19 protein-coding genes are annotated in these 15,223 nt (G+C 73.5%); 9 read left to right on the plus strand and 10 right to left on the minus strand.

Annotated elements, in window-relative coordinates:
• Nucleotides 1-28: 28 nt before the first annotated feature.
• Nucleotides 29-697 carry an NAD(P)H-binding protein gene (locus AB0D45_RS14765; RefSeq protein ID WP_362458602.1) on the minus strand — a complete coding sequence of 223 codons (669 nt, stop codon included), beginning with the start codon at nt 695-697 and terminating at the stop codon, nt 29-31.
• A 68-nt stretch (nt 698-765) separates the two neighbouring features.
• Between AB0D45_RS14765 and AB0D45_RS14770 the strand changes: the two genes are divergently transcribed.
• Nucleotides 766-1,143 (plus strand): helix-turn-helix domain-containing protein, encoded by a 378-nt coding sequence (locus AB0D45_RS14770; RefSeq protein WP_361608495.1) that lies wholly within the window; start codon nt 766-768, stop codon nt 1,141-1,143.
• On the opposite strand, the gene AB0D45_RS14775 is transcribed toward AB0D45_RS14770, so the two are convergent.
• Entirely contained in the window at nt 1,107-1,505 is a 399-nt protein-coding gene (locus tag AB0D45_RS14775; RefSeq protein WP_362458605.1) for a VOC family protein, read from the minus strand. The genes AB0D45_RS14770 and AB0D45_RS14775 overlap by 37 nt on opposite strands.
• A 149-nt stretch (nt 1,506-1,654) precedes the next feature.
• On the opposite strand from AB0D45_RS14775, the gene AB0D45_RS14780 reads away from it, so the two are divergent.
• On the plus strand, nt 1,655-2,137 hold the full coding sequence (locus AB0D45_RS14780) for a GNAT family N-acetyltransferase (protein WP_362458608.1): 483 nt from the start codon (nt 1,655-1,657) through the stop codon (nt 2,135-2,137).
• On the opposite strand, the gene AB0D45_RS14785 is transcribed toward AB0D45_RS14780, so the two are convergent.
• From AB0D45_RS14785 to AB0D45_RS14795, 3 genes are all read right to left on the minus strand, one after another.
• Complete coding sequence (locus tag AB0D45_RS14785) at nt 2,134-2,505, minus strand: VOC family protein (protein ID WP_362458611.1); 372 nt, start codon at nt 2,503-2,505, stop codon at nt 2,134-2,136. The genes AB0D45_RS14780 and AB0D45_RS14785 overlap by 4 nt on opposite strands.
• Before the next feature lie 45 nt (nt 2,506-2,550).
• Entirely contained in the window at nt 2,551-3,204 is a 654-nt protein-coding gene (locus AB0D45_RS14790) for a dihydrofolate reductase family protein (RefSeq protein ID WP_362458614.1), read from the minus strand.
• A 1,078-nt stretch (nt 3,205-4,282) separates the two neighbouring features.
• On the minus strand, nt 4,283-5,029 hold the full coding sequence (locus tag AB0D45_RS14795; protein WP_362458617.1) for a helix-turn-helix domain-containing protein: 747 nt from the start codon (nt 5,027-5,029) through the stop codon (nt 4,283-4,285).
• A gap of 234 nt (nt 5,030-5,263) precedes the next feature.
• On the opposite strand from AB0D45_RS14795, the gene AB0D45_RS14800 reads away from it, so the two are divergent.
• From AB0D45_RS14800 to AB0D45_RS14810, 3 genes are read left to right on the plus strand one after another with little or no spacing between them, the layout of a single operon-like run.
• Nucleotides 5,264-5,929, plus strand: a complete 666-nt coding sequence (locus AB0D45_RS14800; RefSeq protein WP_362458619.1) for a DUF4097 family beta strand repeat-containing protein — start codon at nt 5,264-5,266, stop codon at nt 5,927-5,929.
• Nucleotides 5,930-5,967: 38 nt separating this feature from the next.
• Nucleotides 5,968-7,050 carry a serine hydrolase domain-containing protein gene (locus AB0D45_RS14805; RefSeq protein ID WP_362458622.1) on the plus strand — a complete coding sequence of 361 codons (1,083 nt, stop codon included), beginning with the start codon at nt 5,968-5,970 and terminating at the stop codon, nt 7,048-7,050.
• Between the two features lie 53 nt (nt 7,051-7,103).
• Nucleotides 7,104-7,442 (plus strand): hypothetical protein, encoded by a 339-nt coding sequence (locus AB0D45_RS14810; RefSeq protein ID WP_361609890.1) that lies wholly within the window; start codon nt 7,104-7,106, stop codon nt 7,440-7,442.
• On the opposite strand, the gene AB0D45_RS14815 is transcribed toward AB0D45_RS14810, so the two are convergent.
• On the minus strand, nt 7,439-7,681 hold the full coding sequence (locus AB0D45_RS14815) for a DUF397 domain-containing protein (RefSeq protein ID WP_362458625.1): 243 nt from the start codon (nt 7,679-7,681) through the stop codon (nt 7,439-7,441). The two genes, AB0D45_RS14810 and AB0D45_RS14815, sit on opposite strands and share 4 nt — an antisense overlap.
• Entirely contained in the window at nt 7,678-8,532 is an 855-nt protein-coding gene (locus tag AB0D45_RS14820; RefSeq protein WP_362458628.1) for a helix-turn-helix transcriptional regulator, read from the minus strand. Before AB0D45_RS14820 ends, AB0D45_RS14815 begins: the two co-directional genes overlap by 4 nt.
• Before the next feature lie 127 nt (nt 8,533-8,659).
• Here AB0D45_RS14820 and AB0D45_RS14825 point away from each other — a divergent pair, with 127 nt between their 5' ends.
• The 3 genes from AB0D45_RS14825 to AB0D45_RS14835 all read left to right on the plus strand — a co-directional run bounded on the left by AB0D45_RS14825 (nt 8,660) and on the right by AB0D45_RS14835 (nt 11,622).
• Entirely contained in the window at nt 8,660-9,097 is a 438-nt protein-coding gene (locus AB0D45_RS14825; RefSeq protein ID WP_362458631.1) for an ATP-binding protein, read from the plus strand.
• Between the two features lie 61 nt (nt 9,098-9,158).
• A complete protein-coding gene (locus AB0D45_RS14830; RefSeq protein WP_362458634.1) occupies nt 9,159-10,430 on the plus strand; it encodes a DUF4241 domain-containing protein in 1,272 nt (423 codons plus the stop codon).
• The gene (locus AB0D45_RS14835; protein ID WP_362458637.1) at nt 10,423-11,622 is read left to right on the plus strand and encodes a DUF4241 domain-containing protein; all 1,200 of its coding nucleotides are present in this window, start codon (nt 10,423-10,425) and stop codon (nt 11,620-11,622) included. Before AB0D45_RS14830 ends, AB0D45_RS14835 begins: the two co-directional genes overlap by 8 nt.
• A gap of 50 nt (nt 11,623-11,672) precedes the next feature.
• On the opposite strand, the gene AB0D45_RS14840 is transcribed toward AB0D45_RS14835, so the two are convergent.
• Both AB0D45_RS14840 and AB0D45_RS14845 read right to left on the minus strand, forming a co-directional pair.
• Nucleotides 11,673-12,134 (minus strand): hypothetical protein, encoded by a 462-nt coding sequence (locus AB0D45_RS14840; protein WP_361609896.1) that lies wholly within the window; start codon nt 12,132-12,134, stop codon nt 11,673-11,675.
• Nucleotides 12,135-12,256: 122 nt separating this feature from the next.
• Entirely contained in the window at nt 12,257-13,117 is an 861-nt protein-coding gene (locus AB0D45_RS14845; protein WP_362458640.1) for a TIGR03619 family F420-dependent LLM class oxidoreductase, read from the minus strand.
• A gap of 135 nt (nt 13,118-13,252) precedes the next feature.
• Here AB0D45_RS14845 and AB0D45_RS14850 point away from each other — a divergent pair, with 135 nt between their 5' ends.
• Complete coding sequence (locus AB0D45_RS14850; protein ID WP_362458643.1) at nt 13,253-13,996, plus strand: hypothetical protein; 744 nt, start codon at nt 13,253-13,255, stop codon at nt 13,994-13,996.
• Nucleotides 13,997-14,014: 18 nt separating this feature from the next.
• Here AB0D45_RS14850 and AB0D45_RS14855 read toward each other — a convergent pair whose 3' ends face one another.
• Nucleotides 14,015-15,214, minus strand: a complete 1,200-nt coding sequence (locus AB0D45_RS14855) for an ADP-ribosylglycohydrolase family protein (protein ID WP_362458647.1) — start codon at nt 15,212-15,214, stop codon at nt 14,015-14,017.
• Between the last annotated feature and the right edge of the window lie 9 nt (nt 15,215-15,223).

Here is a 15,223-nt window from a genome sequence, read left to right on the forward strand (position 1 = left end):
ACGGGAGCGGGGGTGTCCGGGGTGGTGGTCATGAGGCCGCCTCCTCGTGGATGCCCGCGTGTACGGCGTGCAGGGTCGGGGCTGTGGCCTCGTCGAGGACGGCCTCGGCGAAACCGGCCGGGGTGATCCGGCTCCCGGCGTCGGCGGGAGCGACCGCGTAGCCGCCGCGCGGGGTTCCCTCGTGGTCGAAGTCGCCCGCCGGGGACAGCACCGCCCAGTCCAGGGCCTCGGGCGCGGCGGCCCGCAGCGCCTCGGTGCCGGCGCCGTGACCGACGTAGAACTCCCGCCACTCCTGCGGGTAGCCGGGGGTGTCCATCAGCGGTGTCCCGTCCGCCGTCGGCAGCACGGAGGCCAGCCCGACGGACACCAGCCGCCGCACCCCCGCCTGCGGCAGGCCCGCCGCCAGCGCCCGCGCCACGGCCGGGAAGAACTCGCCCGGCGCCGCCTGGGCGTCGTACACCGCGACCACCGCCGCGTCGTGCCCGGCAGCGAGCCGCGCGACGTCCGCCGCCGAGGTCACCTCCCCGTCGGCCCGGCCCACCGCCGTCACCTCCAGCCCGCGCGCCCGCGCCCCGGCGACGACGGCCCGGCCGACGCGGCCGGTGGCGCCGAAGACGATGAGACGGGTGGGGGTGGTGCTGCCGGTGGTGTTCACGGTGGCGTCCTTGTCCTCGGTGTTCGCGGTGGGGCTCGTCATGCCGTGAGCGTAAGGAAAGGGGTGGTTACCGATTGGATACCGGCCGGGACCGGCCTACCGTGGTGATCATGACGCAGCCGCCCCTGGACCCCGAGATGTTCGACCCCGTCTGCCCCTCGACGCTGGTGCCGTTCCGCGTCGGCGACAAGTGGGCGCCGCTGATCCTGCGCTGCCTCCAGGACGGGCCGCGCCGCTTCTCGGAGCTCAAGGTCCCGCTGCGCGGGATCACCGCCAAGTCCCTGACGCAGTCCCTGCGCGGCCTGGAACGCGACGGCTTCGTCGAACGGCAGGAGCCGGGCGGCTACGCCCTCACCCTGCTCGGCCACGGACTCCTCGGGCCGCTCGACGCGGCGTGCGCGTGGACGCAGGAGCACTGGGACGAGCTCATCGACGCCCGGGAGGCGGGGACTCAGCCCCAGGTGCGGGAACACAGCACGAGCCGGTAGCCGTCGGGGTCGGCCACCGTGACCCCGTACTCGTCCCAGTACGGATTGTGCGAGGGCACGACGGTCCCGCCGCAGGCGACGAGGCGCCGTACGAGCGCCTCGTCGGGGGCCTGCCCGAGGTAGACCACGAACAGGTCGTCCACGGTGGGGGACGGCTCGACCGGGTCGTCGGGGTCGAGGGTCAGCTCGAAGTGCCACCCGCCGCCGGCCGGCCCGACCATCAGCAGGTCGTGCTCCCCGGGTACGTGTCCTGCCGTGCGCCACAGGACGTCGAGCCGGAGCCCGTCGACGTAGAACCGCTCGGCGGCCTCCAGGTCCCGGGAGGGACGGGCGACGCGGACGTGGGTCTGTGCATCGATCATGCGGGGAGCGTAGGGGGAGGGGCGGCGGGGTGCCCGGGGGGCGGGGCGGGATGTGTCAGGTGGCCGGCCGGCGGAGGCGTACGCGTCCGCGAAGACACCGGCGCAGCACGGGCGTTCGGCCCTGCCGGCCGTCGCGCATACTCGTCGTCGTGACCCCTCCCGAGATCATCCGCACCGACCGGCTCGACCTGCTGCCGCTGCGGGCCGAGCACGCCGACGAGATGGCCGGTGTGCTGTCCGACCCCGGGCTGCACGCCTTCACCGGCGGCGCCCCGGAGACGGTCGAGGCCCTGCGCGCCCGCTACGAACGTTGGCAGGCGGGCTCGCCCGACCCCGCCGTCTCCTGGTGCAACTGGGTCGTCCGGCTCCGTGAGGAGGGGTGCCTCGTCGGCACCGTCCAGGCGACGGTCGGCGACGGCGTCGCGGAGGTCTCCTGGGTGGTGGGAACCCCCTGGCAGGGCCGGGGGATCGCCACCGAGGCCGCCAGCGGGCTCGTCGCCCGGCTGCGGCCGCGTACGGTCGTCGCGCACGTCCACCCCGACCACCGGGCGTCGGCCGCCGTCGCCGCCGCAGCCGGCCTCGCCCCCACCGACCGGTGGCAGGACGGCGAGGTCAGGTGGGAGACGGCCTAGGCCCGCTCGGCGGCGCTGCGTTCCACGCAGAACTCGTTGCCCGCCGGGTCCGCCATGGTGACCCAGCCGGTGCCGTCGGCGTTGCGGTGGTCTTCGACCACGGTGGCGCCCAGGCCGGCCAGCCGTTCCACCTCCTGGTCGCGCGTCCGGTCCTGCGGCTGGAGGTCCAGGTGGATCCGGTTCTTGACCGTCTTGCCCTCGGGCACCCGGATGAACAGCAGCCCGGCACCGGCGGTTTCGACCAGCACCTCGGGGTCGCCGGGGAAGTCGCCGTCCCCGAGCTTGCCGTCGAGGGCGGCGAGCCAGAACTGCGCCAGGGCGTAGGGGTCGGAGCAGTCGACGGTCACGTGCCGCACGAGAGAAGCCATGGCCGCACTATCGGATCCGCTCCGGCCCCCTGTCCACCGGATAAGTCACCTGCGCCAGAACAGGTGGTGGACCACGCCGCTGGCGCTGGGGACGACCTCCAGGTGGAAGCGGTCCAGCAGTTCGTCCGGGGATTCCCACAGCCGGGAGCCGGAGCCGATCTCCACGTGGGGGGAGACCGCCACGTGCAGGGTGTCGACGAGGTCGGCGTCAAGGAACTCCCTGATGACGGTGGCCCCGCCGCCGAGCCGTACGTCCTTGCCGCCCGCCGCCTCCTTCGCCCGCGCGAGGACCGAGGCCGGGTCGCCGTCCACGAAGTGGAACGTCGTGTCGGACAGCGTGATCGAGGGCCGCTCGTGGTGCGTCATCACGAACACCGGCGTGTGGAACGGCGGCTCCTCCCCCCACCAGCCCTGCCAGTCGTGGTCCTGCCAGGGCCCGCGCTGCGGCCCGAACTTGTTGCGGCCCATGATCTCGGCGCCGATGTGGTGGGTGAAGTCCCGCGTGAAGTAGTCGTCGAGGCCACGGCTGCCGCCGGGATCGGTGCGGTTCGGCCAGCTCGCGGTGGCGCCGGCCCAGGCGAACATGGTCCCGGGATCGGCATGACCGAAGGGCCGCTCCAGGCTCTGGTCCTCCCCGGCACCGAAGCCGTCCCGGGAGACGTTGAAGTTCTGGACTCTGAGCAGCTGCACCTGCGCCACGGGTTTCCTCCTCCGTCGTCGTCTGTCGACGCCTAGGAGACTGCCAGGACCGACGAAACTCATCGCTGCGCCACGGCGGGGGGCGGCCGGGGCGGGCGGGGTCGGGGGTGGGGGCGGGGCACGGTTGAGGGGGTCGGTGGTGTGCCGGGGGCTGCCCGCCAGTCCACTGTCCTTCCGTGCCGGGCCGGTCCCTCAAGGGCGCTCCTTCGTCGCGTCGCTTCGCGATGGCCTTCGGCCACCCTTGACCGACCGGCCCGTCCCGGAATGCCAAAGACTGTCGGGAAGCCCCCGAAGGAACGGCATGGGGGAAGCGTCAAGGAAGGGGCCAGTCACAGACCCGCGAGGGGTCTGACCCTGCTACCTCCCGGATACGGCCCCACGTGCACGACGGGGGCCAACAGGCGCATCAGATCGCTACACGCTCCTCCTGGCTTGGCGTCCGGCGGCCGTCTGGGGCTGAGACCCGTACGAGATGGTGGTGTGCGCAGTGTCCGGGAGCGGTAGACGCGTCAGATCGCTACATGCTTCTCTCCGAGGGCGTCTGCGACCCTTTTGCCTGGGCTGGTGGCCTCTTGTCGGAGTCTGCCGACAGAAGAGGTGTCGTCAGGGTCCGACAGGGCTCCGCATGCGCTCCCCGAGGGCCTATGCACCCCCTCTAGACGCCTCTTCGCTTCTTCCTTCAGCCCCAGACGGCCGCCGGACGCCGAGACCAGAGAAGCGCGTAGCGATCTGATGCGCATGGGGGCTCCCGCACTGTTGTGGTCCCCTTTGGCGCCAGCTCCGAAGGTGGTCCGGTCCCTCGCGGGACTGTGACGGGCCCGTCCTTGAACGCTTCCCCCATGCCGTTTCCTCGGGGGCTTCCCGACAGTCTTTGGCATTCCGGGACGGGCCGGTCGGTCAAGGGTGGCCGAAGGCCATCGCGAAGCGACGCGACGAAGGAGCGCCCTTGAGGGACCGGCCCGGCACGGAAGGACAGTGGACTGGCGGGCAGCCCCCGGCACACCACCGACCCCCTCAACGGTGCCCCGCCCACCCCCGCCTGCCCGGCCGGCCCGCACCGTCAACGGCGCTCCGGAACTCACGGCGTGGCAGGGTCCCCCGGGTTCGGGGACGGGGCCGGCTTTGTGTGGAGGACCTCGCGGGCCTGGTCGGCGGCGCGGACGATGCTCTCGGAGACGAAGTCGACGAAGCGGCCGATGTTCTCCAGGCGGGTCGCGGCGGGGGTGGTGCGGCCGAGGACGTTCACGCCCTTCCTCGCGGTTTCGGCGAGCAGGGCGGTGGACCGGGCGCTGGCCATCATCGACTCGTACCAGACGTCGTCGTCGACGACGTAGCGCTCGCGGCGGCGCTGGTCGCGTTCCCGGCGGATGAGGCCCTGGCCCTCCAGCAGCGCGACCGCCTTCGAGATCGACCCCGGGCTCACCTGGAGCCGCTGGACGAGTTCGGACGCGGTGAGGGTGCCGCTGTCGGCGGTGTAGAGGGAGACGAGGACGCGGGCCGTCATCTTGGGGAGGCCCGACTGCATCAGGACGGTCGTGAACATCTCCTCGTACGCGCGCACCGCCTCCGGGTCGCGTCCGTGGGCCGGCGGGGACGTCTGGGCCCCTCGGGGCGCGGCCTGCTTGCGGCGGTGGGTGCGGTGTTCGGTGGCGCGCTGGGCGAGGTCGGCGCGGTAGCCGGCGGGCCCGCCGTTGCGCATCACCTCGCGGGTGACGGTCGAGGTGGGGCGGTCGAGCCGTCGGGCGATCTCCGCGTAGGCGAGGCCGTCGGCCACCCCCAGCGCGATCTGCTGGCGTTCCTGCGGGGTGAGCCTGCCTCCCGGCATCGCGGTCTCCTTCACGCTCGCGGGTGTCTGCTGTGGCCTTGATCGTAGCGTTCATATTTCAACCGTTGCAACGAACAGCTAGCTGTCGTTGCGTTAGATTTAGAGACGGTGCAACGATATTGCGGCTCTGAGCTGCATGAATGACATTCCTTCGCAACAGGCATGTTGCCGGGTCGCTGAACGCGCCGTAGCTTTTCGGTCGTCGGAAACAACGAGCCCGAAGGAACGGCCACCATGCAGAAGTTCACCACCCCCGCCGCCATCACCACCGTCCTCGACGTCCCCGCCGGGAACATCCGCTTCATCGCCGCCGACCGCGCCGACACCACCATCGAGGTCCTGCCCGCGAACGCCTCCAAGAGCCGCGACGTGAAGGCCGCCGAGGAGACCACGGTCGACTACCGGGACGGCGTCCTGCGCATCAACGCCCCCCAGAAGAACCAGGCGTTCGGCGCCTCCGGAGCCGTCGAGGTCACCGTCCAGCTCCCGGCCGGCTCCCACGTCGAGGCGAAGGCGGCCAGCGCGGAGATCCGGGGTGTCGGCCGCCTCGGCGAGGTCACCCTGGACAGCGCCCACGGCACCGTCAAGCTGGACGAGGCCGCCGGCGCCCGCATCACCCTGGCCGCCGGTGACATCACGGTCGGCCGCCTGTCCGGCTCCGCCGACCTCCGCACTCAGAAGGGCCACCTGGCCATCACCGAGGCCACCGGCGGCACCCTCACCCTGCGCACCGAGCACGGCGACATCTCCGTCGGCGCCGCCCCCGGCGTCACCGCCTCCCTCGACGCCGGCACCTCCTACGGCCGCATCCACAACGCCCTCCAGAACACCGGCGGCACCCCCGCCCTCACCATCCACGCCACCACCGCCTACGGCGACATCACCGCCCGCACCGCCTGAACCCACCCCGCCACCGCACACCGGAGGAACCCACCACCATGACCACCACCCCGAACGACCGCCCCGCACTGCAGAAGACCATCGAGGAGATCGCCGCATCCGGCAGCTGGGCCGGGGTGCAGCTGCGCGTGAACGACCGGCACGGCGAATGGGCCGGCAGCGCCGGGATACGCGCACTCGGCGACAGCGCCCCACCGCAGCCCGACGGCCACTTCCGCATCGGCAGCAACACCAAGACGTTCACCGCCACCCTCGTCCTCCAGCTGGTCGCCGACGGACGGATCGCCCTCGACGGCCCGGCGGACGACTACCTCCCCGCGTACGAGCTGGACCGGCGCATCACCGTCCGGATGCTGCTCCAGCACACCAGCGGCCTGTTCAACTTCACCGGGGAGTACTACGAGGACGGAACCACCGCCCCCGGCATCGCCTGGGACGGCCAGGACTGGGTGGACAAGCTCCTCCACACCTACCGGCCCGAGGAACTCGTCCGCCTCGCCCTCTCGAAGCCCGCCCGCTTCGCACCGGGAACGGACTGGAGCTACTCCAACACCAACTACGTCGTCCTCAGGCTCCTGGTCGAGGAGGTCACCGGCCGCCCCTTCGCCGAGGAGATGCGGCGGCGGATCCTGGACCCGCTCGGCCTGACCGGCACCCTGGTCCCGGACGCCTCACCCGAGATCCCCGAGCCGCACGCCCACGGCTACTACACCTACCAGCACGGCGGCGACTGGAAGACCGTCGACGTCACCCGCGCCAACCCCTCCTGGATCTCCGCCGCGGGCGACATGATCTCCACCACCCGCGACCTGCACACCTTCTTCTCCGCCCTGATGAGCGGCAGGCTCCTGCCCGCCCCGCTGCTCGCCGAGATGCGCACCCCGCACCCGAAGTTCGGCTACGGCCTCGGCCTGATCGTCCAGGAGTCCGAGCACGGCACGCTCTACACCCACAACGGCGGCTTCTGGGGCTGGGGCGCCCTCATGTACAGCTCGCCCGACGGCGGGACGACCCTCACCGCCTCCCTCACCACCGGCGACGCCCGGCTGGACATGGCAAAGGCCGCGGAAGCGTTCGCGAAGGTGCAGAGCGCCCTGACCGACGCGGTGTTCGGCGCCTGAGCCCCCGTAAAAGCAGGTGCGGCCGCCGGTGGGTGCCGCCTAGCTTGAGGCGGGTGAGCAGCGACTATCCATTCGCCGACGGGTACAACCTCGTCTGGGATCTGACCGGCTTCGGCGACGAGGACGAAGAGATAGTCGAGTCCGTGTCCCTCTCCCGCGACCAGTTCCTGAAGATCCGCCACCTCTTCGTGCTGGGGGACGATCCCTGGATGGTGGCCGGCGAGTACCGGGTGGCGCCGAGCGTCTGGGCGCACGTACGCAGCGCCGTGCCGGGTGTCCGGTTCCAGCGCGATGCCGACTACTTCCTCGGCGCCCGTCAGGCCCTGCCTGACGGGCGCTTTTGGCGTCCGGCCCCGGGCGTGGCGGCGCCGGGCCCGATCCCTCCGCCTTAGGCGGTGACCCCGCCGAGGAACGCGGTCCAGGTGGCCGGGCTGACCGCCAGCTCCGGGCTCGCGGTGAGCTTCGAGTCCCGGACGTGGACGGTGTCGGCACACGCGGCGACCTCGACGCAGTCGTCGCCCTGGCTGCCGCTGTACGTGGACTTGTGCCAGGAGAGGGCGACCTCGACGCAGTTGTCCCCCTGGCTGCTGCTGTAGCTGCTCTTGAACCACTGTCCCTGGGAGCTGTTCACGGGGATCCTCGCATTCGCATCAACAGGCCCGCACTGTCTGCGGGATTGAGGGCCTGGATGCGCAGTTTGGCATACCGCTGGTGGAGAAGACTTATGTCTTTCGGGCTGTTGATGACCTGGCCCGACTGCTGTCCCTCGCTGTACCCCAGCCACTCGTTCTCCCCGGTTTCCAGGAGACGGAAGGGGCCATCGGTGCCCGCGTGCTCCGGGCTGACCTTCGGCATGATCTGGATGTCGACGTTGGGCAGCTTCGTGCACTCCAGCAGGTGGTCGATGAGCTCGCGCGTCACCTCCGGACCGCCTGTCTCCCGCTCGATCACCGACTGCTCGATGATGAAACTGAAGGCAATGTAAGGCGTCTTGAACAGCAGCTCTTGCCGTGCCATCCGGACGGTAATGCGGGCGTCCGCTTCCACTACCGTCGCCAGAGGCGGGACGTTGCGGATCTGCGCCCGCGCGTACGCCTCCGTCTGTAGCAGCCCTGGTATCAGTCGGCACTCGTACGTATTGAGCGCCACCGCGTCCTGCTCCAGGTCCGCCCACTGCCTGAACCACGACGCGAGCCCCCGCCTGCGCGTCAGCCGTTTCGCCGCGATCTCGATGACGCCGAACGCGTCCAGGACCTCCTCCGACTTCCGCACGAACGCGGCCGACGGGTGGCGGCGGCCCTGTTCCACCGAGGCCACGTACTGGAGCGAGTACCCGACCCGTCGGCGGAACTCCTCCTGGGTCCAGCCGGCGCGTTTGCGGAAGGCCTTGACGGTCCTCCCGAAGTCCAAGAGGTCGGGATCCGGTGTCGAGGCCTCCTTGTCACCGCTGTCGTTCCCGTCACTGTCATCACCGGTGGTCATAGCGGTCACCTCCCCACCACCATGCTCACGGTCGGTGACTGCACCTGTCCAGCCACTGGACTACTACTGTTGAACAGTAGTAGTCGCCTTGCTGGGAACTCCCCTGTCCACACGGGATGTTCTCCTCATGACCGCACCTTCCGGCCACCCCCCGGCCTTCGTACGCGTGTTCACTCAGCGTTTCAGCTGCACCCCCCGCGGCGCCCGCCTCGCCCGGCAGCTGGCCCTCGTCTCGCTGCACGACTGGGGTGTCCCCGAGGGCACCCGGCTCTCCGCCGACGCCGGGCTCCTCGTCGCGGAGCTCACCTCCAACGCCGTCACCCACGGGCGGGTCCTCGGGCGGGACTTCGAGCTGCGCATGACCCTGCTGGACGGCGATCCCACCGGCGGCGTCCTGCGTCTGGAGGTGTCCGACCCGCGCCGGGACCGCCGCCCCGCCGTGCAGCCGCAGGAGTACCAGGCGGAGTCGGGGCACGGGCTGCGCATCGTGGACGCGCTCGCGAGCGACTGGGGGGTGATGGACCGGATCATCGGCAAGACCGTCTGGGCGGAACTGGCCCGGTAGGGCCGCTGTCACCGGTGGCGGCTACCTTGCACAGGCAACGGGACACGAGCAAGGAGCGGCCATGGTCGTCGAGGTGGGGTACGCGCGGGCGTGGGACCCGGAGGCCCGCACGCCGTGGCGGCCGATCACCGCCGGGGAGGCGCGGGAGCGGGACGCCGCCGGGCTGCCATACGTGGCGGTGTACCGGACGGCGGGCCGGGAGGCGCCGCTGGAGGTCCGGCTCGTGTCCTGGCGGGACCACTACGTCGGGCTGTGGGTCTACGACGACCAGGGCCGCCGCACCTTCGACCTGGACCTGCGGCTGCTGGACGACCCGCAGCGGCTGTTCCACCGGTACTCCACCGCCTGGAACTATCCGGGCCCGGAGACGGCCGAGTTCGACCCGAAGTGCCCGCGCGTCGTCCTGGACCTCTTCCCGGACGGTCGGGGACGGCGGTCGGAGGAGCCCCGGGGGTACTCCACCTCGGCCGGCCTCCGCGACGACGAGCGCTGGATGGACCGGCCCGCCTTCGGGGAGTGGCCGCTGCTCTCGGCCCGGATGCACGGGCTCACGGAGCCGCCGGTCTTCGAGGCGGCCGTGGTCTCCGAGGGCGACGGCGGGGAAGCCCCGGCCACCTGCTGGCGGCCGCCGCGGCCCGCGCAGCCCGGGCGGATCGGCGAGCTGTTCCGGCCCGGGGTGCGGGTCACCGACGGGTACCACCCCGAGCAGACGGTCGTGGAGCCGCACCGGGTCGGCACCCTGAGCGTGCCCAGCGGGCTGCTGGCCGTCTCCGGCCCCGACAACTGCGACGAGGAACCGGCGATCACCGTCCCCGTCCCGCCCGGCAAGTACGTACTCGACGAGGCCCGGGTCCGCTACACCTACCACTGCGAGTGGCGGAACGCCGAGGTCACGACCACGGACCCCACGGCGGTCCGCCTGCTCGTCAGCGAGACCCCCGCCGCGTCCTGGGAGATGGCCCTCGGCGCGGACGACGACCTCCGGATCTTCATCGAGGGGCAGATAGCCGGCTTCGACACCGACGGCGCCACCGGCTGCTTCGCCGACGCCGGGGCCTTCGGGACCCTCCTCTCGCTCTTCGAGCGCGGGCTGATCAAGGGCGAGCCGGACCTCGACGGGTACGAGGACCTCGCCGACGGTTCCATGTTCATGCAGCGCACCTGGGACACGGCCACCGGCGGCGAGCTGATGGCCTTCGCGACGACCGGGGACGGTACCTATCCGGTCTGGCTGGGCCGTTCCGAGGACGGCGAGCTGGTCGGCGTCGTGGTGCTGGTCGAGGGGATGCCCGAGATCCTCCCGGAGCGGGTCGGAGCCACCGTCGATGCCTGAGGCGACGTACGTGACCTTCGAGGAGTCCTGGCACGCGGCGTCCCGTACCGGCGGACGCGAGCTGACCCTGGAGGAGGCCAGGGCGCGGGATGCGGAGGGGCTCCCGTACGCGGTGGTCTACCGCGCCCCGGGCCGTGCAGTGCCCCTCGGGGTGCGGATGGTGGCCTGGCGGGCCGGATGTGTCGATGCCTGGGCGTACGACGAGCACGGCCGCCGGACCGCCGAGGCGGAGCTGCGGCTGCGGGACGACGCGGGGCGGCTGCTGGTCCGGCGGCTGCTGGTGCGGCGGTACCCGGACGAGGGGACGGCGGAGTACGCGGTGGACTGCCCCCGGACGGCGGTGGAGTGCTCCGCCGAGGGCACCGCGCGGATCTCGCACCAGCCCGGGGGCATGCGCGGGGACTCCCTGGAGGCCGAGGTGGAGGTGGCCGACGGGGACCTGTGGACGGCCCGGCCCGGCTTCGACGACTGGCCGGACCTCCCGGTGGCGGCCGTGCTCCCGCACTGGGTGGCCGCGCGGCTGGACGGGGAGGCGGCCGGCTGGCGGCGGGAGTCCTCGCGGCTGCGCGGGCCCGCCGACTTCGACCGGGTGTTCCGGCCCGGGACGCCGATCCCCGGGCTGAAGGTCCTCGACCCGGTGCCGTGCGGCAGTCTGCGCCTGCCCAGCGGGGTGCTGGCGGTGGCCTGCCCGGACACCGGGGAGGGGCTGTCCGGGGTCACGGTGGCGGTGCCGCCGGGCACGTACCCCGTCGAGGCGGCCTGGGTCGAGGTCGAGGAGGAGCACTGGGGGTCGTACGAGGACGTGGCGGCCGTCCGGCTGCGGATCGGGGACGCCCCCGTGGCGGCCTGGGAGATGGCGCTCGGGCCCGGTGACGACACGCTCCGGCTCCGCGCCGGGGAGGCCTTCGGCTTCGGCACGGACGCGGCCACGGGCGCCTTCGGCGACGCCGGGGCCTGGGACGAGCTGCGGGACCTGCTGGAGCGGGCGCGGCGGAAGGGGTCCCCGGAGCACGGCCGGCTCTCCGACTCCGTCGCGGGCATGCACCTGGACGGCGGGAGCCTCGGTGCGGACCTCGCGGTGTTCTGCACGGGCGGCGACGGGGTCTACCCGGTGTGGGTGGGGCGGTCGGCAGCCGGAGAGGTCGTCCGGGTGGCCGTGCAGACGGCGTTCGACCTCGACCTCGAAGCCTGAGCCGGCCGGTCCGCCCCCCCGGTGCGGGGCGGCGGACCGGTGCGTGCGTCCTACGACTTCGGCAGCGCCGGGAGCGACGGCAGCTTGCCCGGCTCGCTCTTCTGGAAGGTGTCCTGGCCGGCGCCCTCCCAGGTGACCTTCAGGGTGGTGGCGTCCACCGAGTCGACCTTGCCCTTCGAACGGGTCGCGCCCGCCGGGCACTTCAGGTCCAGGGTCGAGCCGTTGGTCGTGCCCTCGCAGGTGAGGCCGGTGGCGGCCTCGACCACGAACGCCCGCTGGCCCTTGACGGTGAGCACCACGCCCTTGCCCGGGGTCGCCATGGCGATCCAGCCGCCGTCCAGGGTGCCCGCGGCGGCGGCGGGGGCGGACGGGGAGGCCGCCGGGGCGGAGGGGGCGGCGGCGCTCGGCTTCTTGTCCTCGGCCGGCTTGCTGCCGCTGCCGCAGGCGGTCAGGGTGAGGACGGCCGCGACTCCGGCTGCGGCGGCGACGGAGATACGCAGGTTGCTGTGCACGGGAGGTCCCCCAGGAGCGAGTCGATCGAAACACGGGCCAGGCCACCGGCCGTCCGGGCGGGCGGCGGGCATCACCCGCTGACACGCGCGGGCGGGGTGATCCGGTTCCGTGCGGCGGTGGTTCAGAGGTACTGGGCGAAGTCGTCCAGGTGGCGCAGGACTTCCGCCTCCCGCGCCGAGGGGAGCTGGAGGACGACCTCCTCGATGCCCAGGTCGGCGTAGTGCCCCATCTTGCCGGGCGTCGGCTGGACGGCGTACGGGACCACCCGGAGCTCCTTGGGATCGCGCCCGGCGTCCTCCCAGACCCGCCGCAGAGCCGGCAGGGCTTCGGTCAGGCCGCGTCCGCCGATGGGGAGCCAGCCGTCGGCGTGGTCGGCGACGGCGGCGAAGAGCTTCGGGCCGGCCGCGCCGCCGATCAGGGTGCGCGGGCCGTACAGCGGCCGCCCGGGGCCGAGTTCGCGCGGGGGCTGCACCGGCTTGGGGTGGGCCGCGCTGGCGCGGACCGAGGCGTACGGGCCCTCGTACGCGGTCGGCTCCGGCGACCACAGGGCGCGCATCAGGGCCATGTGGTCCCGGACCCGTTCGCGCCGGGTGCGCCAGTCGACGCCGTGGTCGGCGGCCTCCTCGACGTTCCAGCCGTAGCCGATGCCGAGGGTGAGGCGGCCGCCGCTGAGGTGGTCCAGGGTGGCGGCCTGCTTGGCGAGGCCGATGGGGTCGTGCTGGGCGACGAGGGTGATGCCGGTGCCGAGGTGGAGGCGTTCGGTGACGGCGGCGGCCTGTCCGAGGGCGACGAAGGGGTCGAGGGTGCGGCCGTACTGCTCGGGGAGCTCACCGCCCATGGGGGCGTCGGTGTCGCGGCTGACGGGGATGTGGGTGTGCTCGGGGAGGTAGAGGCCGGAGAAGCCGCGCTCCTCCAGGGAGCGGGCGAGACGGGTGGGGGAGACGGTGCGGTCGGTGAGGAAGATGGTCGTGGCGATCCGCATGGCGAGGGCACCTCCGAGACGTCGGGAGGGCCAAGGTACGGGTTCACCCGCGAGGGCGGCAGGGCCCGCGGCCGGCGGCGCGGGTGAAGCGGCCGGCCGGGTGCCCGGCGCACGGCGTGTGATGAGGTGGGGGCCATGGACTCGATGGAGACGATCACGGTTCCGGAGACGCTGCACGGCTATCCGGGGGTGGCCTTCGGCGGCTACGTCGCCGGTCTGCTCGCCGGGCGCCTGGCGGCCGGCGCGGAGGCGGTCCGGGTGGACTTCCGGCGGCCCGTGCCGACCGGTACGGCGGTCCGGCTGGATCCGGACGCGGCCGGCGGAGCCGCCCTGTTCGACGGGGACGGGGTGCTGCTCGCCTCGGCGTCGGCGGTGGCCGCGCCGGGCGGGGAGGTGCCGGGGGCGCCCTCCTGGGCGGAGGCTTCGAAGGCCGCCGACGCCTACCGGGCGGATCCGCCGGCCGGGCAGGTCGACTGCTTCGGCTGCGGGCTGGGCAGGACCCCGGCGACGGGGCTGCGGCTGCACTGCGGGCCGGTGCCCGGGCGGGACCTCGTCGCGACGGCCTGGACCCCGGACGCCGGGCTCCTCGACGGCGACGGGCTGCTGCCGCCGGAGCTGGCGTGGGCCGCGCTGGACTGCCCGGGCAACGCGGCGGGCCGGCTGCTGGGCGGCGGCCGCCCGGCCGGTGCGGTCACGGCGTCGCTGGCCGGGCGGCTGCTGCGCCCGGTTCCGGCGGCCGCGGGGCTGGTGTCGTACGCGTGGCTGCTGGGCGCGGAGGGCCGCAAGTACACCGTGGGCACCGCCCTGGCCACCGCCGGAGGGGAACTCTGCGCCGTCGGCGAGGCGTTGTGGATCCACCCGAGGCAGCCGCACGCCTGAGCGGCCCGCCCCCGGGTGTCAGCCGCGGGGGTAGCGGGCCAGCCAGCCCGGTGAGGTGACCGCGGGGCCGTGCAGGGCTGCGCCCTGGGTCATCTCCAGGGCGAAGTCGTCGGCCAGTTCCAGGAGGGTGGGGCGGCCCTCCAGTTCGGCGAGCCAGGGCGCCGGGAGGGCCGTCTCGCCGTGCAGGGCGCCGAGGAGGGCGCCGCACAGGGCGCCGGTGGCGGCGGAGTCGCCGCCGTGGTCGACGGCCAGGCGCAGGCCGTGCGGGACGTCCTCGGCGACGAGCGCGCAGTACACGGCGACGGCGAGTGCGTCGGCGGCGTCGGGCCCGTCCGGGACGTCGGCCCCGCCGCGGGAGAGGGCCTCGACCGGGCCGGGCCCGGGCACGCCCCGGGTGCCGGCGGTGACCGCGCGCCCCAGGGCCTCGGTGACGGGCTCGTGGCCGGGTCGGGCGGCGAGCAGGACGAGGGCGCGCCGGACGGCGGCGTCCAGGGCCTCGCCCCGGGTCATGCCGTGGACGATCACCGCGACGGCTCCCGCGGCCAGGTACGCGGTGGGGTGGCCGTGGCTCTGGGCGGCGCACTCGACCGCGAGCTGGAGGACGAGCGGGGGCTCCCAGCCGACCAGCAGCCCGAAGGGGGCCGAGCGGAGGGCGGGGGCGGCGCCGCGCGCGGTGGGGTTCTTCGGCTTCTCCAGGGTGGCGAGGGTGTCGTCGGCGAAGCCGGTCAGGCAGGCCCGGTCGGGGTCGCGCCGGGCGTAGAGCCACTCCTCGTTGGCGAGCCAGCCGTTGTCCTCGCGCCGCTCGTCGGGGCCCCAGTCGTGCTGGGTCGCGGCCCAGCGGCGGTAGGCGCGGTGGACGTCGGTCGGCGGGTGCCAGGCGCCGGTGTCGCGGCGGACGTGGGCCCGTATCAGGCCGTCGACGGTGAAGAGGGTCAGCTGGGTGGCGGCCGTGACGGCGCCGCGGCGGCCGCGGGCCGGGGCCGGTCCGGCCGGTCCTGCCGGGCCGTGGGCCGCGCGGAGGGCGTCGGGGGAGAGGCCGGCGACGGGGGCGCCGAGGGCGTCTCCGAGGGCGGCGCCGAGGAGGGTGCCGCGCACCCGGCTGCGGAAATCCTGCTGTTCGGCCCGGCCCCACAGGGCGGTGGCCGGTCCCGGCCCGGTGGCGGCCGCGCGTCCGGCGGTGCCCGTCGTGGTGTGCAGCGTGCTCGTCGTCGTGTCCATGCTGTTCCC

It is taken from the genome of Streptomyces sp. NPDC048352, assembly GCF_040651895.1.
Classification (GTDB): Bacteria; Actinomycetota; Actinomycetes; order Streptomycetales; family Streptomycetaceae; genus Streptomyces.